Raw genomic sequence first — 17977 nt, 5'->3', positions numbered from 1 at the left:
TTTCTCCTAGTTTGAGTGAAATTTGACAACGCTACAATCACTTTTTGCAGTATCTAAATCAAAGGACTTGCCTTTGCCCGTTGTTTGTGAAATACTACTCTGTAAACTACGGTAAATCAATACACTTTAAGTAGTTTTGTGCAAAACTTACCATAAAAATTTCGTCCTGAAAGCAATTACAGGCTAATCTCTAAGATGACAAACACAGAAATTCGCACTGCTCAAGTTAAAGTCCCTAACGGAGATTTGCAAATTGATGCCTATTTAGCTGAACCCGCAAAACAGGGAACCTTCCCAGCCGTGATCGTGATTCAGGAAATTTTTGGGGTTAATATTCACATTCGGGAAGTTGCGGAGAAATTTGCTAAAGATGGGTATGTGGCGATCGCACCGACTTTATTTCAACGCACCGCCCCCGGTTTTGAGGGTGGATATACCCCTCAAGATGTCCAGCTAGGGAGAGAGTATAAGGAACAGACAACAGCAGAAGAAATATTGAGTGATATTAAAGCTGCGATCGCTTATCTGAAAACTCTACCAAATGTCCAAGGAGATGCGATCGGCTCCATTGGTTTCTGCTTTGGTGGTCATGTTGTTTATCTAGCTGCCACCTTACCAGATATTAAAGTTACAGCTTCCTTCTATGGTGGCGGTATCCCCAACTCAACTCCCGGCGGTGGAGAACCAACAATCACTCGCACTCCCGATATTAAAGGCCCAATCTATGCATTCTTTGGCCTTGACGATCAAGGAATCCCCTTAGAACAGACGGAACAAATTGAAGCTGAATTGAAGAAATATCGGATTACCCATGCTATTTTCCGTTATTCTGGCGCAGGACATGGCTTTTTCTGCAACCATCGCGCCAGCTACAATGCCGAAGCTGCTGCTGATGCTTGGAAACACGTTCAAGAACTGTTTCAAAAAAACCTTCAGCTTCAAAAAGTATAAATCTTTAGGTTACGAGCAATACAACACTAGAGGCGCACAGATGTGCGCCTCTACGACTGAACTATAGGCAAATATTAGCCAAATAAGTCCAAAAGCAAATTAAAAAACAAAGTACTACCTCCATGATTCCTGCCTTCAAACAGCCACAATTTAAGATTTTCCAATGTTTTTCACTATTCCTTTTACCTGGATTATTAACAATCTCAACAACCTTAATCAGTTGCTCAGTTCAAACCCCAAATTCAGCAAATCAAACTACTGAGTTGAAAACTAAAGTTGTCCGAATGGGGTATCAAAGTTCCGGGGATATTTTCAGACTTAAAGGATTGATCGAAAAACGTCTAAAGCCTTTAGGTGTTTCCGTGGAATGGGCGCAATTTGCCGCCGGGCCACAACTGATGGAGGCGATGAATGTGGGTAGGGTTGATATTGGCTCTGTAGGCGAGACTCCGCCGATATTTGCCCAAGCAGCTGGCACATCTTTAGTCTATGTTGCTAGTAATAAACCCAGTACTGGTAAAGGAAGCGGGATTATCGTTCAAAATAATTCACAGATTCGCACTTTAGCCGATCTCAAAGGGAAAAAAGTAGTTTTTCAAAAGGGTTCTGCTTCCCATTACTTATTAATAAAAGCTTTGGAAGAGGCTGGTTTAAAATATAATGATATTCAAGCTATTAGCCTCCCTCCTTCAGAAGCTCGTGATGCTTTTATTCAAGGCAAAATAGATGCTTGGGTAACTTGGGACCCTTATTTAGCCGTGGCCCAAAAAAAAGCAAATGCTCGTGTTTTGCGAGATGCTAGTGGCATTTCTACTCAGGGCGGATACTACATGGCAGCGCGAAAATTCGCCACAGAAAACCCGAAATTAATGCGATTAGTTCTTGAGGAGATAGATAACACAGGGCAATGGGCTGAGAAAAACCGAGCAGAAGTTGTAAAACTGACTATTCCTCACCTCAAAATTGATGAAGATATTTTAACAACAATGGTTGGAAGACGAACTTACGGGTTAAGACCAATTACACCTGAAATCATGGAAAAACAGCAGAAGATTGCAGATTTGTTTGCCAAAGAAAAAGTGATTCCTAAACCCATTAATATTAAGGAAGCGATGCTGACTAGCGAACAATATGCAGCCATAACACCGGAAACCATTAGTCAGAAATAGCGCCAGGAGATAGGAAAATGGAAGTTTTTTGGTATTTACCGACACAGGGAGACGAGCGTTATTTAGGTACTAAAATCGGCAGGCGACCAGCCACTTATCCCTATATGCAGCAAATTGCCCAAGCTGTTGATAAATTGGGTTATGGGGGAATGTTGATTGGTACTGGTCAAAAACAGGATACCTGGATTGTAGCTAGTTCGTTAATTTCAGTTACGGAACGCTTACGGTTTTTGGTAGCCTTTCGTCCGGCAATTATGTCGCCTTCTTTGGCTGTGAGGATGGCTGCTACTTTTGATCAGATTTCTAACGGTCGAATTATTCTGAATGTTGTCACTGGTGGAGACACCAAAGAACTTGCAAAAGATGGGATTTTCCTAGATCACGATCAGCGTTATGAACTCACAGACGAGTTTTTGACAATTTGGCGATCGCTCATGCAAGGTGATGAAGTAACCTATAGTGGTCGTCATCTGAAAGTTAAAGGGGCAAAACTCCAATTTCCTCCCGTACAAAAGCCTTACCCTACATTATATTTTGGTGGTTCTTCAAATGCTGCTCTCCAAGTTGCTGCCAAACACATCGATGTCTATTTAACTTGGGGTGAACCACCAGATCAAGTTGCCCAAAAGATTGCAAAGGTACGCCAATTAGCCGCAGAACAAGGTAGAACAGTCCGCTTTGGGATTCGGATGCACGTTATAGTCCGGGAAACTACGCAAAAAGCTTGGGATGCAGCTAATGAATTGATTCAGTATGTGGATGATGAAACCATAGCTGTTGCCCATCAGAGGTTTGCTGAGTCTGAATCAGAAGGACAACGACGTATGGCACAATTACATAATGGTAATCGCCAAAACTTAGAAATTAGCCCCAACTTATGGGCAGGTGTCGGCTTGGTACGTGGAGGCGCTGGTACTGCTTTAGTTGGTGATGCAGACACCGTTACAGCGCGAATACTGGAATATGCAGATTTAGGAATTGATACCTTTGTTTTTTCCGGTTATCCCCATCTTGAAGAAGCCTATCGAGTCGCAGAATCACTGTTTCCCCGCTTACCATTAGAAACTCCTGGGTTGGCATTAGCGCAGGAAGTTACAAGTACATTTAGTGAATTTGTTACCAAAACAGATTTACTCAGATCCCAACCTGTGTAAAAGTGACTGGAGATTAGTAGTTTTTAAAACAGCTACAACTACTCATCAAAATTCAATATATTCAATAATAGTTCCATCAGGATGCATTGCTCGCATATTAATTCCAGTGGGAACTTTATTTGGTTCCGTCAGAATTACTGCACCTTGCTGAGTCAGTGCTTCTCTAAAATCATTGAGTGAGTCTACGAGAAATGTTGCCTGTGTACCCTTAAATGGAGAGAGTGCTTCTGGTGAACCAGCAATTAAAAGAATAGAACCCACACCTGCAAGTTCCAACTCAGCTTCAGAATATTGAAACCACAACCAACATTTTTCTGTAAACAGATTTTCATAGAAAGCGATCGCCTCATCCAAATCTACCGGATTAAGATAGACTCTGGTTAGTACTTTAAGAATTTGCATTGCAAACTGTCTATTAGCAGCTAGTATACTTTATTTTGCTTACTCGGCAATCATACTTACTAAGATTGATCGAGAAATAGCCTATCTTCAACTTGAAAAAGGTCTTAAACTCTCTGTTCACTTAGCTCTTGATAACGTTGTTCGCTGTTAATCAAAATACATTTCATTTCTACTCCTTTAGCCCTACATCAGTCATCTGTATAGCTATAACATATATATATACATAAATTTTGCATCAGTACTTAGTTTCAGGAGATAGCATTTAGCTCGTACTGAATTAGTGAAATATAATTTGTAGTTTAAATAATTACGTTAGCGAGTCCACAAGCGTCTTTACCGATTACGAATTGTTTCAAATTTTTTTCCTTGTGCGTAAATAAAATAGTTATCTGTCACTTTTACCTCAACCTGAAAGCCTGCTTTTTTTAGCTTATCCTGAAGTTCATTCGGCTGATAAAAAATTTTGACAATCTTAAATTCTTGACCATCATTTAACTTACGGGTTTTATATATGTTTCCGTCGTCTTCAAGGATATGATTTTTAGCTGTGGATGTCGGTTCAAAGGAAGAGTCAATGATAAATAATTGTCCACCAATGCGAACAGATTGATAGACTTTCTTCAAAAATGAATCGAGTAATTTTGGCGGTACATGAGAAAGCCAAAAAGCAAAGAACACCAAATCATATTCCGTGTCAGGTTGCCAACTAAATAAATCAGTTAGGTGATATTCAACACTCGGTGAATTTAACTTTGAGCGATTAATTGCAATCATTTCTTCAGAAGCATCGATCGCAGTAACCTTTTTACCGATCCTTAAAAGCTCCTGCGTCCAGATCCCTGTTCCAGATGCTAACTCTAAAATATCATCTACTACGCCAATTTGATGTAATGTATTTTTGATCGCAGCTACTTCGTTAAACCAGCGCTGGTTTATTTCTGCACTGCGATCGTAGCGTCCTTTCCTATAAAACCACTCATCATATTCATTGGCTCTAGCACGATAGTACTCTATCTGTTGTTGAAGAATATCATCTGTCATTGCATCCCTTCCGATGCGATTGAGTTTAGATTTGACGTTGCTATGACTTTCAGTTTCTTCAGCGAATAAACTTGCATTTTAGCTTTGATTGTGTGATATTTTTAGCATTCTATAATTATACGGTAAATCAGTAAACTTATCGCTGATTGCTGTAAGTTTGCTGAAATATGATATTCATAGCACAAGCCTTGGTGGTTAGGACTTCAACAGATGATGAAACTTAGACACAAAAAGACTTTTCACCCAGTCCTCAGTCCCTTGCTATATTTACCCCTAAAAGCCGAGTAAACATGTTAAGTAAGTTCTCTTCAAGCTGATTTTTGGATATGGTTTTTGCCTGTTTCCAAAAGTTTAAACAGCAAAGAATCCACGCTTTTTCCCTATTATTTGCAGTAGGACTTGGCTTAACTTTGGCTGTTTCTGCTTGTTCTCTAAGCGCAAGTAAAAACTCTGGAACAACTCAGACAACTAGCAGAACTACAGGAACTACATTTTTTCTTTCCCTTTTTCCCCTGCCCCCTGCTCCCTGCCTCCTGCCCCCCTGCCCCCTCCCTCCCACGATCGCTAAAAGCTGACAAGAATCTAGAAATTACGCTAGGTTGTACAAAATGAAGCAATTTGTCTCCGTAGCTACATGGATACTAACTCCCAATCCCAACCACCCTTCCACGAAACCAACGATCAAACCCCAGAGATTGGCGGTGGATTGCCTGTAATTGAGTATTGGGCGAAGCACACGCTATCGCCGGAAGGTACAAAGCTCTGGAAAACCCTGCTCCACCACAGTGCTTGCCTATCCTGCTCTTGGGGCACTGGTGGACAAAAAGGTGGATTCACAAATGAAACTGGCGAGAAACTGCAACGCTGCATGAAAAGTGTGGAAGCAATTTCAGCCGAAATCCAACCTCCCGTTCCAGTCCACTTCTTTGATTCGCACACAATTACAGAGCTACAACAACTATCGTCTATGGAAGCCGATCGCTTGGGAAGACTCAGCTTCCCGGTGATTAGACGAGCAGGTAGCGACCATTATGAGCGCATTTCCTGGGATGAAATTTATGCGATCGCTACGGCTGCTTTTCAGAAACCACCAGAGCGAGTTGCATCCTACAGTTCCGGGCGCGGCTCCAACGAAGCGGCATTTTTATTACAACTGCAACTGCGAACCCTCGGTTCCAATAATCTGGCAGATTGTTCGGATCTCTGCCATGCCCCTTCTACAGTTGCACTCAAAGAGATGTTTGGCACAAATACGTCAATCGTCAGTCTGGAAAGCCTGAAGCAAGCGGATTGTGTGGTATTAACAGGTGCAAATTGCTCTTCTAACCATCCGCGTTTGATGAATGAGTTGATCAAACTGCGAGACAAGGGTGGCAAAGTGATTGTCATCAATCCCGTGATGGAAATTGGATTGGTTAAGTTTGGCTCTCCTGCATTCCCGATTAAATCTCTGATTCCTGGTTCTGACATTGCTTCATTATATCTTCAGCCAATTCCCGGTAGTGATGTGGCACTGTTCGTTGGTATCCAGAAAGCGTTAATTGAACAAGGGTTTGTACAGCACGACTTTTTGCAAGCACACACCGAAGGATGGGAAGCAGTATTAGAGGAGGCGCGATCGCTCTCCTGGGAAACCATCACTACTACCTGTGGTGTGTCCAAAGCAGAAATTGAAACAGCAGCAACCATCATCGGCACATCAAAAGGTGTGGTCTTTGGTTGGGCAATGGGAATAACGCAACATACAAATGGTGTCGATAACGTTTACAGCATTGCCAATACAGCGTTGATCTGCGGTCAAATTGGCAAAATGGGAGCCGGAGTTATGCCCGTGAGGGGACATTCCAACGTGCAGGGCTTTGGCTCAATGGGCGTAACTGTGAAGCTCAAAGAAGAGATCAAGCAGGCGTTGGAGAAGTTGTTGGGGCGATCGCTGAACCTACCCAAGGGTTATCACACTCGTGACCTGATCGAAGCGGCAGAAGCGGGCAAAGTGGATAGTTTAATGTGTGTCGGCGGCAATCTCTATGGTGCTAATCCCGACTCGGCACAGGCAAAACGGGCATTGGGTAACATCGATACCATCATCTATCTCGCAACTAAGCCCAACATTGGGCACTTTAACGGATTGGCAAAAACAAACACAATCATCATTCCCGTCCTCAACCGATTTGAAAACCCCCACAAAACCACCGTTGAATCGGGTAACAACTTTGTGCGCCTCAATGATGAAGGTACAACTCACCTGAAAGATGCAGATATAATTTCCGAAGTTGAGTTTTTAACTGAACTGGCGCATCGGTTGCTGGGCGATTATCCTATCGAATGGCGCAAACTGCAAGATACTCGCTATGTGCGGCAACTGATAGCCAGAACTATTCCTGGTTATGAAAAAATTGCGACAATTGACGACACCAAAGAAGAGTTCACCATCTCCGGGCGCATTGTCACCGAACCCCACTTCAAAACGCAGTCAGGCAAGGCAAAAATGTTTACTACGCCACTGCCAAATCTGACTCTACCCGAAGCTAAAGACTTTGGCATGGATCAACCTGCAAACAGTCTCGTGCTGGCATTAATGACAGGACGCAGCTATTCCCAACACAACACGGTGGTTTACAAAATTGACGATCGCTACCGGGGAATGCCCCATCGTCACTGCATTTTGATGAACCGCATAGATGCAGAAAAGATTGGGTTAGCGGAACACGATCGCGTCACAGTCCAAGGTGATGCCGATAAACTAGATAACGTGGAAGTGATTTACGGTGCTGTGCGGGAAGGCGCGGCGTTGATGTTTTACCCAGAAGTGAATGTCATTTTTAAAGCTAGAACGGAAACGCGCTCCGGTACGCCTGCTTACAAACGGGTTCCGGTGCTAGTGTATGGAAAGTAGCGATCGCTTGCGTAGGCGTAGCCCGTCGTAGACATCGCTACGAACTTGTGTTTTGAACCAACGGACTTGTGTTCTGAACCAACGGACTTGTGTTCTGAACCAACGGACTTGTGTTCTGCCACAACGGACTTGCATTCTGCCACAACGGACTTGTATTCTGCCACAACGGACTTGCATTCTGCCACAACGGACTTGTATTCTGCCACAACGGACTTGCATTCTGCCACAACGGACTTGTGTTCTGAACCAACGGACTTGTGTTCTGAACCAATAGTTATGCACATAATAGCCAAGAGCAACTTTCAAGATTCAGAAGTTATATCATGTCCGTCAAATTACCCATAAGAAAAGAACCCCACCCCCAACCCCTCCCCGCAAGCGGGGAGGGGTTGGGGGTGGGGTTCTTCGAGTTTAATAAGCAATGAAGCGGACATCATATTAGATAGTTAAAGATGTATAAATTTGCCTCAGCTTGGGAGAACGAGCAAATAGTTTTTGGGGCTGCCCGACCTGGATACACTAACAATCAGGTTCAGGATTGGATAGGCTTCATGAAGTGTCAAAATATCAAGCGAGTTTGCTGCCTTATTGATGAACGACAGCTAGCTAATTACTCTCATCTTTTAGATACTTACAAACAGGAATTTGGTAATCAACTAGTTTGTTGGGAACCCATTGCAGATTTCCATCTATGTGATTTAGAAACCCTCACCCAGAAAATACTTCCTTTTTTGATAGAAGCAGATAAACAAAATGAGAAAGTCGTTGTCCACTGCTCTGGTGGAATTGGACGTACTGGACATGTGTTAGCAGCATGGCTAGTTAGTGTCCGAGGATTATCAAATCAAGCTGCGATCGCTGCTGTCAAAAGAACAGGTAGAAATCCTTATGAGGCTGCATTAGCTGCTGTGTTTAGAGGTAAAAATCCTTTGAAAGTTGCAAAAGAACTTGACTTGCTTTTGAATAATTGCCGGGGAGCAATGGATAAAGTCTTTTGATTTCGCTATTATCCTGTTTAGTCAGTCTATTTACGAGGTAAATTCTATGGCAATGGTTCTAGATAAAGTAGTTCCCTTTGGAAGGTCAATGGATGAATATATAAAAATATTCAACTTAGCAGATGCAGATTTAAATAAAAAAATTATTGGGATTGGTGACGGGCCAGCAAGCTTTAATGCAGAAATAACCCGTCAAGGTAAAAGTGTAGTTTCTGTTGATCCGCTATACCAATTTTCCGGTGATGAAATATTGCAAAGATTTAATGAAGTGGTAGATAACATTATTAACCAAGTTAAGGCTACATCGAATGATTGGGTATGGAGCTATCATAAATCTCCAGACGATTTACGACACAATCGCGTCAAAGTCATTCAAGAATTTCTATCTGATTACGAAGCTGGCAAAAAGAGCAACAGATACTCTGTCGGGGAACTGCCAAAATTGGCATTTAAAAATCAAGAGTTTGACATAGCTCTTTGTTCGCATTTATTGTTTCTATATTCCGATCATCTCGATTACGATTTTCATCTAAATTCTATAGAGGAAATGCTACGTATAGCTAAAGAAGTCAGGATATTTCCCCTGATAACTTTAATGTGGAAACATTCACAACATTTAGATGAAATAGTTAAATACTACACTTCAAAAGGTTACAAAATAGATATTCAAAAGGTTGAATATGAACTACAACCTGGTGGAAACAAGATGTTAAAGATAACAAGAAATATTGATATGAAAAGTTGAGAGGCTTTGAATTTCCCCTTTCCCCATGCAAGAAGGGGTCAGAAGGTTAAGTCTTTGATAACTGTGATGTTTTGCATTATACAGCAAAACTAAACTTGGTTAGGACATCAATAGATAATGAAACTTAGACACGAAAAGACTTTTCACCCAGTCCCCAGTCCGTTGCTATACTCGCATTGGCGCAACCTGCCGCTAGCACTGCAACTGTTGATGAGATTGATTTAGTCAATTTTAACTAAAAGATAACCTCAACATGAGATTCTATTTAATGATTTCGTTATAAGAAAAATTGTGGTATTTAACAAAGCAACTGAACATCTAATTGCCCTGAAAAGTGTCATAAAATCTTATCAGCAACCGAATGGACAGCAAATAGTCATTTTAGAAAATATCAATCTTGAGTTGCGTCCAGGAGAGATAGTTGCGTTGCTGGGGCCTTCGGGTTCAGGAAAATCTACTTTAATGCGAATAGTTGCTGGGTTAATTGCCCCTAGTCAAGGTGAGATTTTATATCACGATCGTCCCCTAGTTGGTTTAAATCCTGGGGTAGCGATTGTTTTTCAAAGTTTTGCTCTTTATCCTTGGTTAACTGTACTAGAGAATGTAGAACTGGGTTTAAAAGCCAAAGGAGAATCGCCTGAACCTCGACGGCAAAAGGCGCTGAAGATGATTGATATTATTGGTTTAGATGGATTTGAAAATGCTTATCCTAAAGAGCTTTCGGGGGGAATGCGTCAGCGTGTGGGATTTGCTAGGGCTTTGGCTGTAGAACCAGAACTATTATGTATGGATGAGCCGTTTTCAGCCTTGGATGTGCTGACGGCAGAAAACTTGCGGTTTGAATTATTAGATTTGTGGTTGGAACGTCGCATACCCACTAAAGCCGTTTTAATTGTCACTCACGGTATAGAAGAAGCGGTGATTATGGCGGATCGGATTATTGTTCTAGGACGCAATCCAGGGAGAATCCGTGCTGACTTACCTGTGACTTTACCCCATTACCGCGATCGCAAACACCCAAGTTTTCAAGCCCTAGTAGATCGAGTTTATACAATTATCACCAACCCCGAACTAGAGACAATTCAGCCACCAGCCACTACTTCTGTACAAGTAGCAACACCACAACCAAAGTATCAATCCTTGCCAGCCGTGCGAATTGGTTCCGTAGCCGGTCTTTTGGAACTATTGGAAGATCGTCAAGAAAAAGACTTATATCGACTAGCCCAAGAATTGCAGCTAGAAGTAGATGATATTTTACCCATTGTAGAAGCTGCAAAATTAATGGATTTTGTAGAACTTGCAGAAGGCGATATTAGTCTCAAACCGATCGCGCAAGAATTTATTAACGGTAGTATTGATGAACGTAAACAAATTGTGCGATCGCAACTTCTAACTTATATTCGCTTAGTACAACAAATTTATCGTCTATTAGAAGCGAAAAATAATCAACGTATTCCCGAAGAATTAGTTTTAGATATTCTAGAAACTCACTTTAGCCGCCAAGAAGCCGAGCTACAATTACAAACCGTCGTTGATTGGGGTCGTTACGCCGAAATATACGGTTACGATGAGCCATCAGGCCAAATCTTTTTAGAACAAGCAGTCATTAGTCATTAGTCATTGGTCATTTGTCATTGGTCATTTTTCATTTGTCATTCTCCCCCCATTCCCCATTCCCAATTCCCCATTCCCAATTCCCAATTCCCCATTCCCAATTCCCCAACCTTATGACTCGACCCCTCACTCCTGATAATAAAACTCTGAGACATAACAATTGGACTTGGCAAGATGGATTGCTGATTTTAGCGATTTTATCCTTAATTGTGGCAATTGTTAGAACTGCTTCCAAATTTAGCGGTACTTTTCAACCTGAACTAACAATTTCTACAAACATCAATACCTTACCAGGATATACAGCCCAAACCTTAATTCGTATGGGGCTTGCTTACTTTTTATCCTTAATTTTTACCCTATTGTATGCCTACACTGCTTATCGTTCTCGGCTTGCAGAACGGATTTTAATTCCGATGTTGGATATTCTGCAATCGATTCCAGTGTTGTCTTTTTTACCAGGTGTGGTACTGGCTTTAATTTCTCTGTTTCCCGGTCAGAGAATTGGTGTAGAACTAGCAGCAATTCTGCTAATTTTTACTGGTATGACTTGGAATATGACTTTTAGTTTTTACCAGTCTCTCCAAAGTATTCCGCGCGAATTACTAGAAGCAGCGCGAGTTTATCGGCTTAATCCTTGGCAACGTTTTTGGACATTAGAGTTACCATCTGGGGTAATTGGTTTGGTGTGGAATAGTGTAATGTCGGTAGCTGGAGGTTGGTTTTTTTTAATTGCTATTGAGTCCTTTACCTTGGGTAATCAAGATTTTCGCTTGCCTGGATTAGGCTCTTTTCTCGGCACAGCAGCCAACAATGGAGACTTTAAAGCTATATTTTGGGGTTTGGTAGTGCTAATTAGCATCATTGTGGCAACTGATTTTTTTGTATGGCGACCGCTGATTGCTTGGGCAGAAAGATTTAAGTTGGAGATGGTTGAAACTGAGAATGCACCCCAATCATGGGTATTGGATGTTGTGAGGCGATCGCCAACTTTACACGCAATTAGCGATCGCGTTTTTCAACCACTACAAACAGTCATAGATGATAGTTTAATTCGTTCGTTTCCCGTGCGTCCAGTGCCTATAAATGCCAAAGGTAGCCTAAATTTGCCGAGTTTTTTAAATTGGGTATTTGTGAGCGGCTTCACCTTAATTGTTTTGTGGGGTACTTGGGAAGCTGTGCTACTTTTACGGACTTTGGGCTGGGCTGATTGGCAACAGGTAATGAAGGGTGCTACGTTGACAGCATTGCGGGTAATAATTGCTTTGATATTATCACTGTTGTGGACAGTACCCGTAGGCGTAGCAATTGGGCGGAATCGGCAGCTAGCTCAAGTATTGCAACCATTGGTACAAATTGCCGCTTCTGTACCAGCAACAGCTTTATTTCCAGTGTTATTGCTGGGGTTAACCCGCATTGCTGGCGGTTTGCAAATTGGTGCGATCGCTCTGATGATGCTAGGTACAATGTGGTATATCCTGTTCAATGTCATTGCTGGGGCGCAGTCAATACCTTCAGACCTAATCGAAGCAGCTTCGGTCTATAAACTCTCGACTTTGCAGCGTTGGCGAACCCTAATTTTACCCGCAATCTTTCCCTACCTAATTACAGGAATTATTACCGCAGTTGGTGGCGCTTGGAATGCCAGTATCGTCAGCGAGTACGTGACATTTCAAGGGCGAGTAATTACTACTCCTGGATTGGGGGCAACGATTTCTCATGCTACAGCAACAGGTAATTTTTCACTGCTATTAGCTTCCACTGTAGTAATGTCTTTGTTAGTAGTATTAACCAATCGTTTAATTTGGCGACCACTTTACAATCTGGCTCAAGAGAAATATCAATTATTGGTTTAGTTTTACAGCTTGCCATTCTATTTATAGCGTTTTTCAAGTAAATAAAGTACACAGGTAGGGGCACAGCAGTGCTGTGCCCTTAAGATCGTCTGTACCTCACCAAGTTGCAATCTGCTGTAGAACCCAATACGTTCAGTTAAGCATCTCTTTCTTCTCTCTACCTCGCCCCAGTTGCTTCTCCTGTCAAAGATGCTGCGCGTAGCTTGCTTCCCCGAAGGGGTACAAGTCGGGGAACCGTATTGAGATTTGTAGGCTTAACTGAACTAGGTTAAATTATGGCAATTTTGCAAATAAATTGAACCTAGACAGTTATTGGTTGCAAGTTTGTTGACTCTTGATAGTTTATGAAATTTTCGATCTCACTATGCTTACTATCAGCATATTCAGATGCAGCATCCAGTAACTTCCTAATATTCTCTTCACTCGCATCATCCATTGCATCGTTGATATGCTCCTTAGTGAATTTATTTTTTCGCTCCTTTGGCTTGATTATTCTTGCAGGTTCAATTTCACTTCCTTTTTTCTCAAATGGCTCAGTTATGTTAAATTGAAGTCGGCAATAACTGCCGGGATTAACTGCATTTAGAATATCTTGACACGACTCAGTATTAATCTGAATTTGACCTCCCATAAATACATCAGGAATATTTTTTGCCCAATTAAGAAGATTCCAGTTTTTAATTTCTTTGTATTCAAGCGGTCTGGTAGTTCTGCCTGTCCCAATAGAAAGAATAGAGATATCCTGAATACTTTGTTCTTTTTCGCTCATGGCATAACGAATTGCTGCCAGAGAAGGGCAGTTAGCTCCTATTCCTCCATCAACATGAGGAAATGTCCACTGTCCTTTTTCATCTTCCCATGTAAATTCATAGGGAGGAAAGAAAGTAGGTGCTGATGCAGAACTGACACAAATCTCCCACAGTAGCTTATCGTTAAACCAGCAACCATTATGTTTTTCAAAATGACGACTAGCAAACAAGGTTGTATTGCGATATAAAGTATCATAGGCAAGAACTAACAATTCTGCTCCTGGTAGTTGTCCAACTTCACGGAGTGTAATTTTTTCCCCTAGTTCTTCTTTTAAAACTTGAATTAACCCTTCATTAGAATACTTCGTACTCAATATTGGGATTCGGAAAAATGGACTTTTGAAGATTTCTTTCCCTCTCTTTTCATAAATACCTGCCAGTTGTTCTGGTGTTTTACCTATGACTAAACCAGCAGCTACAATTGAACCAGTAGATGTACCGGTGATTAGGTCGAAGTATTTGTTTAGAGGTTGTTTTAGTTGCTTCTGCAATTTTTCGAGAATTTTTGCTGTGACTACGCCCCGAATTCCACCCCCATCTAAAGCAAGTATCCTAAATTTTTTCTTGTCCTGGTTTTGAGATGACATATTTAAGTAGCCTCATATAGCTGTGTACTTGCATAAGTATTCCCAGCTGCGATATGAAAATTTCAATTAATGCCTACTTGTGATATGTCATTGCGAGTGCAACGAAGTGGAACATTTGCATTTGACTTTTGTTTAACCGGACATGATAAGTAAGTCGGTCAAAACCTCACCCTGCCTACGGCTTCCCCGGATTTCTCACAAGATCGAGGGGAGGGGCAGAGGGGAAAGAACTTGGTATTTGAACTCTCCCCTGCTCCCCTGCTGTCTCAATGTGCAAATTAAAAACACAACAGCTTATTATTTCCCTAGATTCCGTTTCATTTGTTCTAATTCATCTTGGGTTTCCCAACTACGGAACTTCTCTTCTAAATCATCAAACCCACTAGAAGAACTACTAGTTTTATTTGACCAACCACTGGTTTCAAAACGCTGCTGAGTTTGCGCCTTGTCACGGGCTGTCTGTGCTTCGGCTGCTTTAGCTTGCACCTCTTGTCGGCGTTGCTGAATTTTTCGTAGAAGTTCTTGAGATTGGTTAATGCGTTCTTTCAGCCCTTGCATGTGTCCCCACTTCTGATTTCCTTCGCGCAACAGGGCTGCTTCTCGCTCACCCGCCGCACTCGCTAAATCTTCTCTATTAGCGTTTTTGGCTTTTTGAACGCGGATATGCCAACGCTGAATTTCTTGAGCGGTGGAGAGAATGTCTTCTTGCGATCGCTTCTCTTGTAATTGTAAGTCTGCGATCAGCTTTAATGTGTCTTCTTCTTGCTCACGCAGCTGTTCTAGCAGCGCCTCTAACTCCAAATGTGGATTGTTACGCAAGAATTCTTCTAAACGGTTTTCTAAAAACCGACTCAAATCATCAAATAAGCCCACTGCTAGAACTCCAGAGATCGGGTGCGTGACTATTTTATTGTAGTAGTCCGGTGGACTTTCGGGTGTTAGTTAGATTTCAAAGTTGGGAAGAATGTATTTGGTGAAACTACGCAAACAACGCTGACTTATAAAATAAGGCTTTAATCAGTATGAGTTCTGATTTTCAACCACCACCTAAGAACTTGTCCATGCTAGCTTCTGTAGGAGGAGTAGTTACGGCTGTAATAGCGATCGCAATTTTGAATGTTTGGTCTAAGCAACTTTCTAAAGCTTCCATAGAAAAACCTGAAATTTCAACATCCGAAACCGCTTCACGCCAGTTGGTACAACCAAAGAAACCCGAAAGCGCTGTCTCTGGTGCTAAAGCATCTGAAATAATTGCTAGCCTTGATGCTAAATCTGTAGTTTTACCAGGTCAATCCATTCCTAAAAACCAACTCACAGTTGCCATAATTCCATACATTGCTCCTGGAGTGGGAAAACTGACTCCAGAGGAAACGAAAACTGCACGTATTGCTTGGTCATACTTCCAACGCAACTGGAATAATGAAACTGGCTTGGTCAATTCTGTTGATGGCTTTGCCTCTGTCAGTATGTGGGATCAGACAGCAGCGATCGCAGCCTTGGTCAGTGCTAGAGAACTCAATATCGTGCCTGCGGCTGAATTTGAAGCCAAAATGAGCAAAATGTTGAAAACACTGGCATCGATGCCCTTATACAAAGGTGAACTACCCAACAAAGTCTACAATGCCAAAACCCTTGTACCCGTTAATTATGGTCAACTAGAAAAACGCGAAGAAATTGGTTGGTCAGCCATCGATTTAGGAAGGATGGCAATCTGGTTGAAGATTGTCGGCGCAAAGTATCCAGAAATGCGACTAGAAACAGAAGCAGTTTGGAAAAATTGGCAAGTCAAGCGTCTTACCAAAAATGGGCAAATGTACGGTACTGCCGTTATTAAAGGTAAAGAACAATACAATCAAGAAGGGCGCTTGGGCTATGAGAATTATGCTGCTTATGGTTTAAAGCTTTGGGGCTTGAATGTTACACAAGCATTGGATTATCAGTCCAATACTGCCTTTGTCGATCTTTACGGACAGGGAATTCCTTACGATCGCCGCGACTTTAAAAACTCTGGAGCTAATAACTATGTTCTCAGCGAACCCTACATTTTAGATGGCATCGAAACTGGATTTCAAGCTTTGCCAAAAGCTTATGCCGATCGGATTTTAGCTGCTCAAGTAGGGCGTTATGAAGCCACACAACAATTAACTGCTGTCACCGAAGACAACTTAGATCGTGCGCCATACTTTGTTTACAGCAGCTTGTTTGTGAACGGAGAACCTTGGGCAACGATCGCAGACACCGGAGAAAAACACAACGATTTGCGATTTCTCAGTGCCAAAGCTGCGATCGGCTGGCATGTACTTTACAACACTACTTACACTAGCCAGTTATTTAATTTTGTCCAAGCTAACCTTAACTCTAAAGATGGTTGGTACAACGGCTTTTATGAATCTCTCCATCAGCCAAATAAAACTCTCACCGCCAACAATAATGGCGTGATTTTAGAAAGCTTGCTGTATAAACAGGTTGGACAACCACTTACCGTTTGGGCAGGGGTGAAAAGCCAGAGGTTAACCCAGAGGTCTATTAGAACACCGTAAGCTACAGCTTAAGATTATATAACCATGAAAAAGCTGACCTTGCATAGAAGTATAAATTATTCATGGTTTCGTCACAATTTTGTAATGCCTCTGTCAATATGCCGTGTGATAGTAAAGCTCTGGGTCAAAAAATAGACTAGCCCCATAGCAAATTCCCACATCAGAATTGAGCGAAGAGAATCGCTATCAGGTACAAGTCCTCATAGCATGAATCTTCAAATCAAAATTGCAAAATCATAGTTTAGAAGGAACAAAAAGATGAATTGGAAACTACTTGCTTTGATCCCTGTGTTGACTTTAGCAACTGCTGTACCTGCTTACTCTTTAAGTAATAATAAAAGCCATAATCGGATTGCTGCTACCCAAGTTGCACAAAACACTCAGCAAGGCAACACTGTGAAAAAGCCTAATGCTGTCCGTAAGCTGAATGCCAAGCACAAGTCTAATCATAGTACCGCCCTGACTGTAGGTAGCAGAGGAGAAGCAGTCAAAACTGCTCAGAATGCTTTAAAACAACAAGGATTCTATACTGCAAATGTAAATGGTGTCTTTGATAACAAGACCCGTTCAGCAGTGATCAAATTTCAAAAATCTAAAGGATTAAGAGCAGACGGAATACTTGGACACCGGACTTTGGCTGCTCTCAAATAAGATGATTTAGTTAAGTTGTTTGCTAGAGTGAAGTGAAAGTAAAACTACTAAACAACGCCAACTTTGATACAGGTAATAAAAGAACGATGAAAAACTCCATCCTGCAAGTGGGTGGGGTTTTTGGGTATGGGGCATATTAAATCAACCTTTTTTATCTAGATATTGCCTACGACTATCTCGTAGGCATTTTAATATTCTTATAACTTATGCAAAACTACATATATAGGAATCCGGTTTGATTTGGAGAAAATATACGTAGGATGTGTTAGCGACAGCGCAACGCATCACCCGGATTTCTCACCACACCTCGAATGGAGGAGTAATGAGTAGTGAGTAATGAGTAGTGAGTAATGAGTAATGAGTTATGAGCGAATACTTCAATATCTTATTTCTTGTTTCTTACTCATTACTTCTTACTTCTTACTCTTTATCAGTAGTGAGTAAGGAGTGCATAGTAAGAATGTACAAGTTTTTGCACTGGTATTGCGCCTGTTGCTCTTTTACTTATTACTCATCATCAATCGCTTCATAAGCTTGTGAGAAATGTGGGATCAAACCCTTGATAAT

The 17977-nt window shown here is 41.6% G+C and carries 15 protein-coding genes; 10 read left to right on the top strand and 5 right to left on the bottom strand.

Features of this window, described 5'->3' with window-relative positions; all coding sequences use genetic code 11:
• Positions 1-195: 195 nt before the first annotated feature.
• The 3 genes from RMZ41_RS07735 to ssuD all read left to right on the top strand — a co-directional run bounded on the left by RMZ41_RS07735 (position 196) and on the right by ssuD (position 3274).
• Complete coding sequence (locus tag RMZ41_RS07735) at positions 196-951, top strand: dienelactone hydrolase family protein (protein WP_322645363.1); 756 nt, start codon at positions 196-198, stop codon at positions 949-951.
• Positions 952-1073: 122 nt separating this feature from the next.
• Positions 1074-2120, top strand: coding sequence for a sulfonate ABC transporter substrate-binding protein (locus tag RMZ41_RS07730; protein ID WP_322645364.1), 1047 nt, complete (start codon positions 1074-1076; stop codon positions 2118-2120).
• Positions 2121-2137: 17 nt separating this feature from the next.
• On the top strand, positions 2138-3274 hold the full coding sequence (gene ssuD, locus RMZ41_RS07725; RefSeq protein WP_322645365.1) for an FMNH2-dependent alkanesulfonate monooxygenase: 1137 nt from the start codon (positions 2138-2140) through the stop codon (positions 3272-3274).
• Positions 3275-3319: 45 nt separating this feature from the next.
• Here ssuD and RMZ41_RS07720 read toward each other — a convergent pair whose 3' ends face one another.
• Positions 3320-3676: a VOC family protein gene (locus RMZ41_RS07720; RefSeq protein ID WP_322645366.1), complete on the bottom strand. Its 357-nt coding sequence runs from the start codon at positions 3674-3676 to the stop codon at positions 3320-3322.
• Between the two features lie 333 nt (positions 3677-4009).
• Positions 4010-4717, bottom strand: coding sequence for a class I SAM-dependent methyltransferase (locus tag RMZ41_RS07715; RefSeq protein ID WP_322645367.1), 708 nt, complete (start codon positions 4715-4717; stop codon positions 4010-4012).
• A 634-nt stretch (positions 4718-5351) separates the two neighbouring features.
• On the opposite strand from RMZ41_RS07715, the gene RMZ41_RS07710 reads away from it, so the two are divergent.
• Positions 5352-7613 carry an FdhF/YdeP family oxidoreductase gene (locus RMZ41_RS07710; RefSeq protein WP_322645368.1) on the top strand — a complete coding sequence of 754 codons (2262 nt, stop codon included), beginning with the start codon at positions 5352-5354 and terminating at the stop codon, positions 7611-7613.
• Here the strand turns inward: RMZ41_RS07710 and RMZ41_RS07705 are convergent.
• Positions 7577-7897 carry a hypothetical protein gene (locus tag RMZ41_RS07705; RefSeq protein WP_322734354.1) on the bottom strand — a complete coding sequence of 107 codons (321 nt, stop codon included), beginning with the start codon at positions 7895-7897 and terminating at the stop codon, positions 7577-7579. The genes RMZ41_RS07710 and RMZ41_RS07705 overlap by 37 nt on opposite strands.
• A 168-nt stretch (positions 7898-8065) precedes the next feature.
• Here RMZ41_RS07705 and RMZ41_RS07700 point away from each other — a divergent pair, with 168 nt between their 5' ends.
• The 4 genes from RMZ41_RS07700 (at position 8066) to RMZ41_RS07685 (ending at position 12823) form a co-directional block, all read left to right on the top strand.
• Positions 8066-8611, top strand: a complete 546-nt coding sequence (locus RMZ41_RS07700) for a dual specificity protein phosphatase family protein (RefSeq protein ID WP_322645370.1) — start codon at positions 8066-8068, stop codon at positions 8609-8611.
• A gap of 46 nt (positions 8612-8657) precedes the next feature.
• The gene (locus tag RMZ41_RS07695) at positions 8658-9356 is read left to right on the top strand and encodes an SAM-dependent methyltransferase (protein ID WP_322645371.1); all 699 of its coding nucleotides are present in this window, start codon (positions 8658-8660) and stop codon (positions 9354-9356) included.
• 291 nt (positions 9357-9647) lie between these two features.
• Positions 9648-10973, top strand: a complete 1326-nt coding sequence (locus tag RMZ41_RS07690; RefSeq protein ID WP_322645372.1) for a nitrate/sulfonate/bicarbonate ABC transporter ATP-binding protein — start codon at positions 9648-9650, stop codon at positions 10971-10973.
• A gap of 110 nt (positions 10974-11083) precedes the next feature.
• Complete coding sequence (locus RMZ41_RS07685) at positions 11084-12823, top strand: ABC transporter permease (protein WP_322645373.1); 1740 nt, start codon at positions 11084-11086, stop codon at positions 12821-12823.
• A 301-nt stretch (positions 12824-13124) separates the two neighbouring features.
• Here RMZ41_RS07685 and RMZ41_RS07680 read toward each other — a convergent pair whose 3' ends face one another.
• A complete protein-coding gene (locus RMZ41_RS07680) occupies positions 13125-14219 on the bottom strand; it encodes a patatin-like phospholipase family protein (protein ID WP_322645374.1) in 1095 nt (364 codons plus the stop codon).
• A 297-nt stretch (positions 14220-14516) separates the two neighbouring features.
• Positions 14517-15092: a TIGR04376 family protein gene (locus RMZ41_RS07675; protein WP_322645375.1), complete on the bottom strand. Its 576-nt coding sequence runs from the start codon at positions 15090-15092 to the stop codon at positions 14517-14519.
• A 149-nt stretch (positions 15093-15241) separates the two neighbouring features.
• On the opposite strand from RMZ41_RS07675, the gene RMZ41_RS07670 reads away from it, so the two are divergent.
• Complete coding sequence (locus tag RMZ41_RS07670) at positions 15242-16759, top strand: DUF3131 domain-containing protein (RefSeq protein ID WP_322645376.1); 1518 nt, start codon at positions 15242-15244, stop codon at positions 16757-16759.
• 258 nt (positions 16760-17017) lie between these two features.
• A complete protein-coding gene (locus RMZ41_RS07665; protein WP_322645377.1) occupies positions 17018-17410 on the top strand; it encodes a peptidoglycan-binding domain-containing protein in 393 nt (130 codons plus the stop codon).
• The last annotated feature ends 567 nt before the right edge of the window (positions 17411-17977 follow it).

The sequence above is a fragment of the Nostoc sp. DedVER02 genome, from assembly GCF_034530675.2.
Classification (GTDB): domain Bacteria; phylum Cyanobacteriota; class Cyanobacteriia; order Cyanobacteriales; family Nostocaceae; genus Nostoc.
This window is presented reverse-complemented; position numbering and strand designations above follow the sequence as displayed.

Excerpts from the sequence above, each read along its gene's own strand:
- ssuD (WP_322645365.1), top strand. The coding sequence starts at position 2,138 with ATGGAAGTTTTTTGGTATTTACCGACACAGGGAGACGAGCGTTATTTA.
- RMZ41_RS07685 (WP_322645373.1), top strand. The coding sequence starts at position 11,084 with ATGACTCGACCCCTCACTCCTGATAATAAAACTCTGAGACATAACAAT.
- RMZ41_RS07705 (WP_322734354.1), bottom strand. The coding sequence starts at position 7,897 with ATGTGCATAACTATTGGTTCAGAACACAAGTCCGTTGGTTCAGAACAC.
- RMZ41_RS07680 (WP_322645374.1), bottom strand. The coding sequence starts at position 14,219 with ATGTCATCTCAAAACCAGGACAAGAAAAAATTTAGGATACTTGCTTTA.
- RMZ41_RS07720 (WP_322645366.1), bottom strand. The coding sequence starts at position 3,676 with ATGCAAATTCTTAAAGTACTAACCAGAGTCTATCTTAATCCGGTAGAT.
- RMZ41_RS07695 (WP_322645371.1), top strand. The coding sequence starts at position 8,658 with ATGGCAATGGTTCTAGATAAAGTAGTTCCCTTTGGAAGGTCAATGGAT.
- RMZ41_RS07670 (WP_322645376.1), top strand. The coding sequence starts at position 15,242 with ATGAGTTCTGATTTTCAACCACCACCTAAGAACTTGTCCATGCTAGCT.
- RMZ41_RS07710 (WP_322645368.1), top strand. The coding sequence starts at position 5,352 with ATGGATACTAACTCCCAATCCCAACCACCCTTCCACGAAACCAACGAT.
- RMZ41_RS07700 (WP_322645370.1), top strand. The coding sequence starts at position 8,066 with ATGTATAAATTTGCCTCAGCTTGGGAGAACGAGCAAATAGTTTTTGGG.
- RMZ41_RS07730 (WP_322645364.1), top strand. The coding sequence starts at position 1,074 with ATGATTCCTGCCTTCAAACAGCCACAATTTAAGATTTTCCAATGTTTT.
- RMZ41_RS07665 (WP_322645377.1), top strand. The coding sequence starts at position 17,018 with ATGAATTGGAAACTACTTGCTTTGATCCCTGTGTTGACTTTAGCAACT.
- RMZ41_RS07715 (WP_322645367.1), bottom strand. The coding sequence starts at position 4,717 with ATGACAGATGATATTCTTCAACAACAGATAGAGTACTATCGTGCTAGA.
- RMZ41_RS07735 (WP_322645363.1), top strand. The coding sequence starts at position 196 with ATGACAAACACAGAAATTCGCACTGCTCAAGTTAAAGTCCCTAACGGA.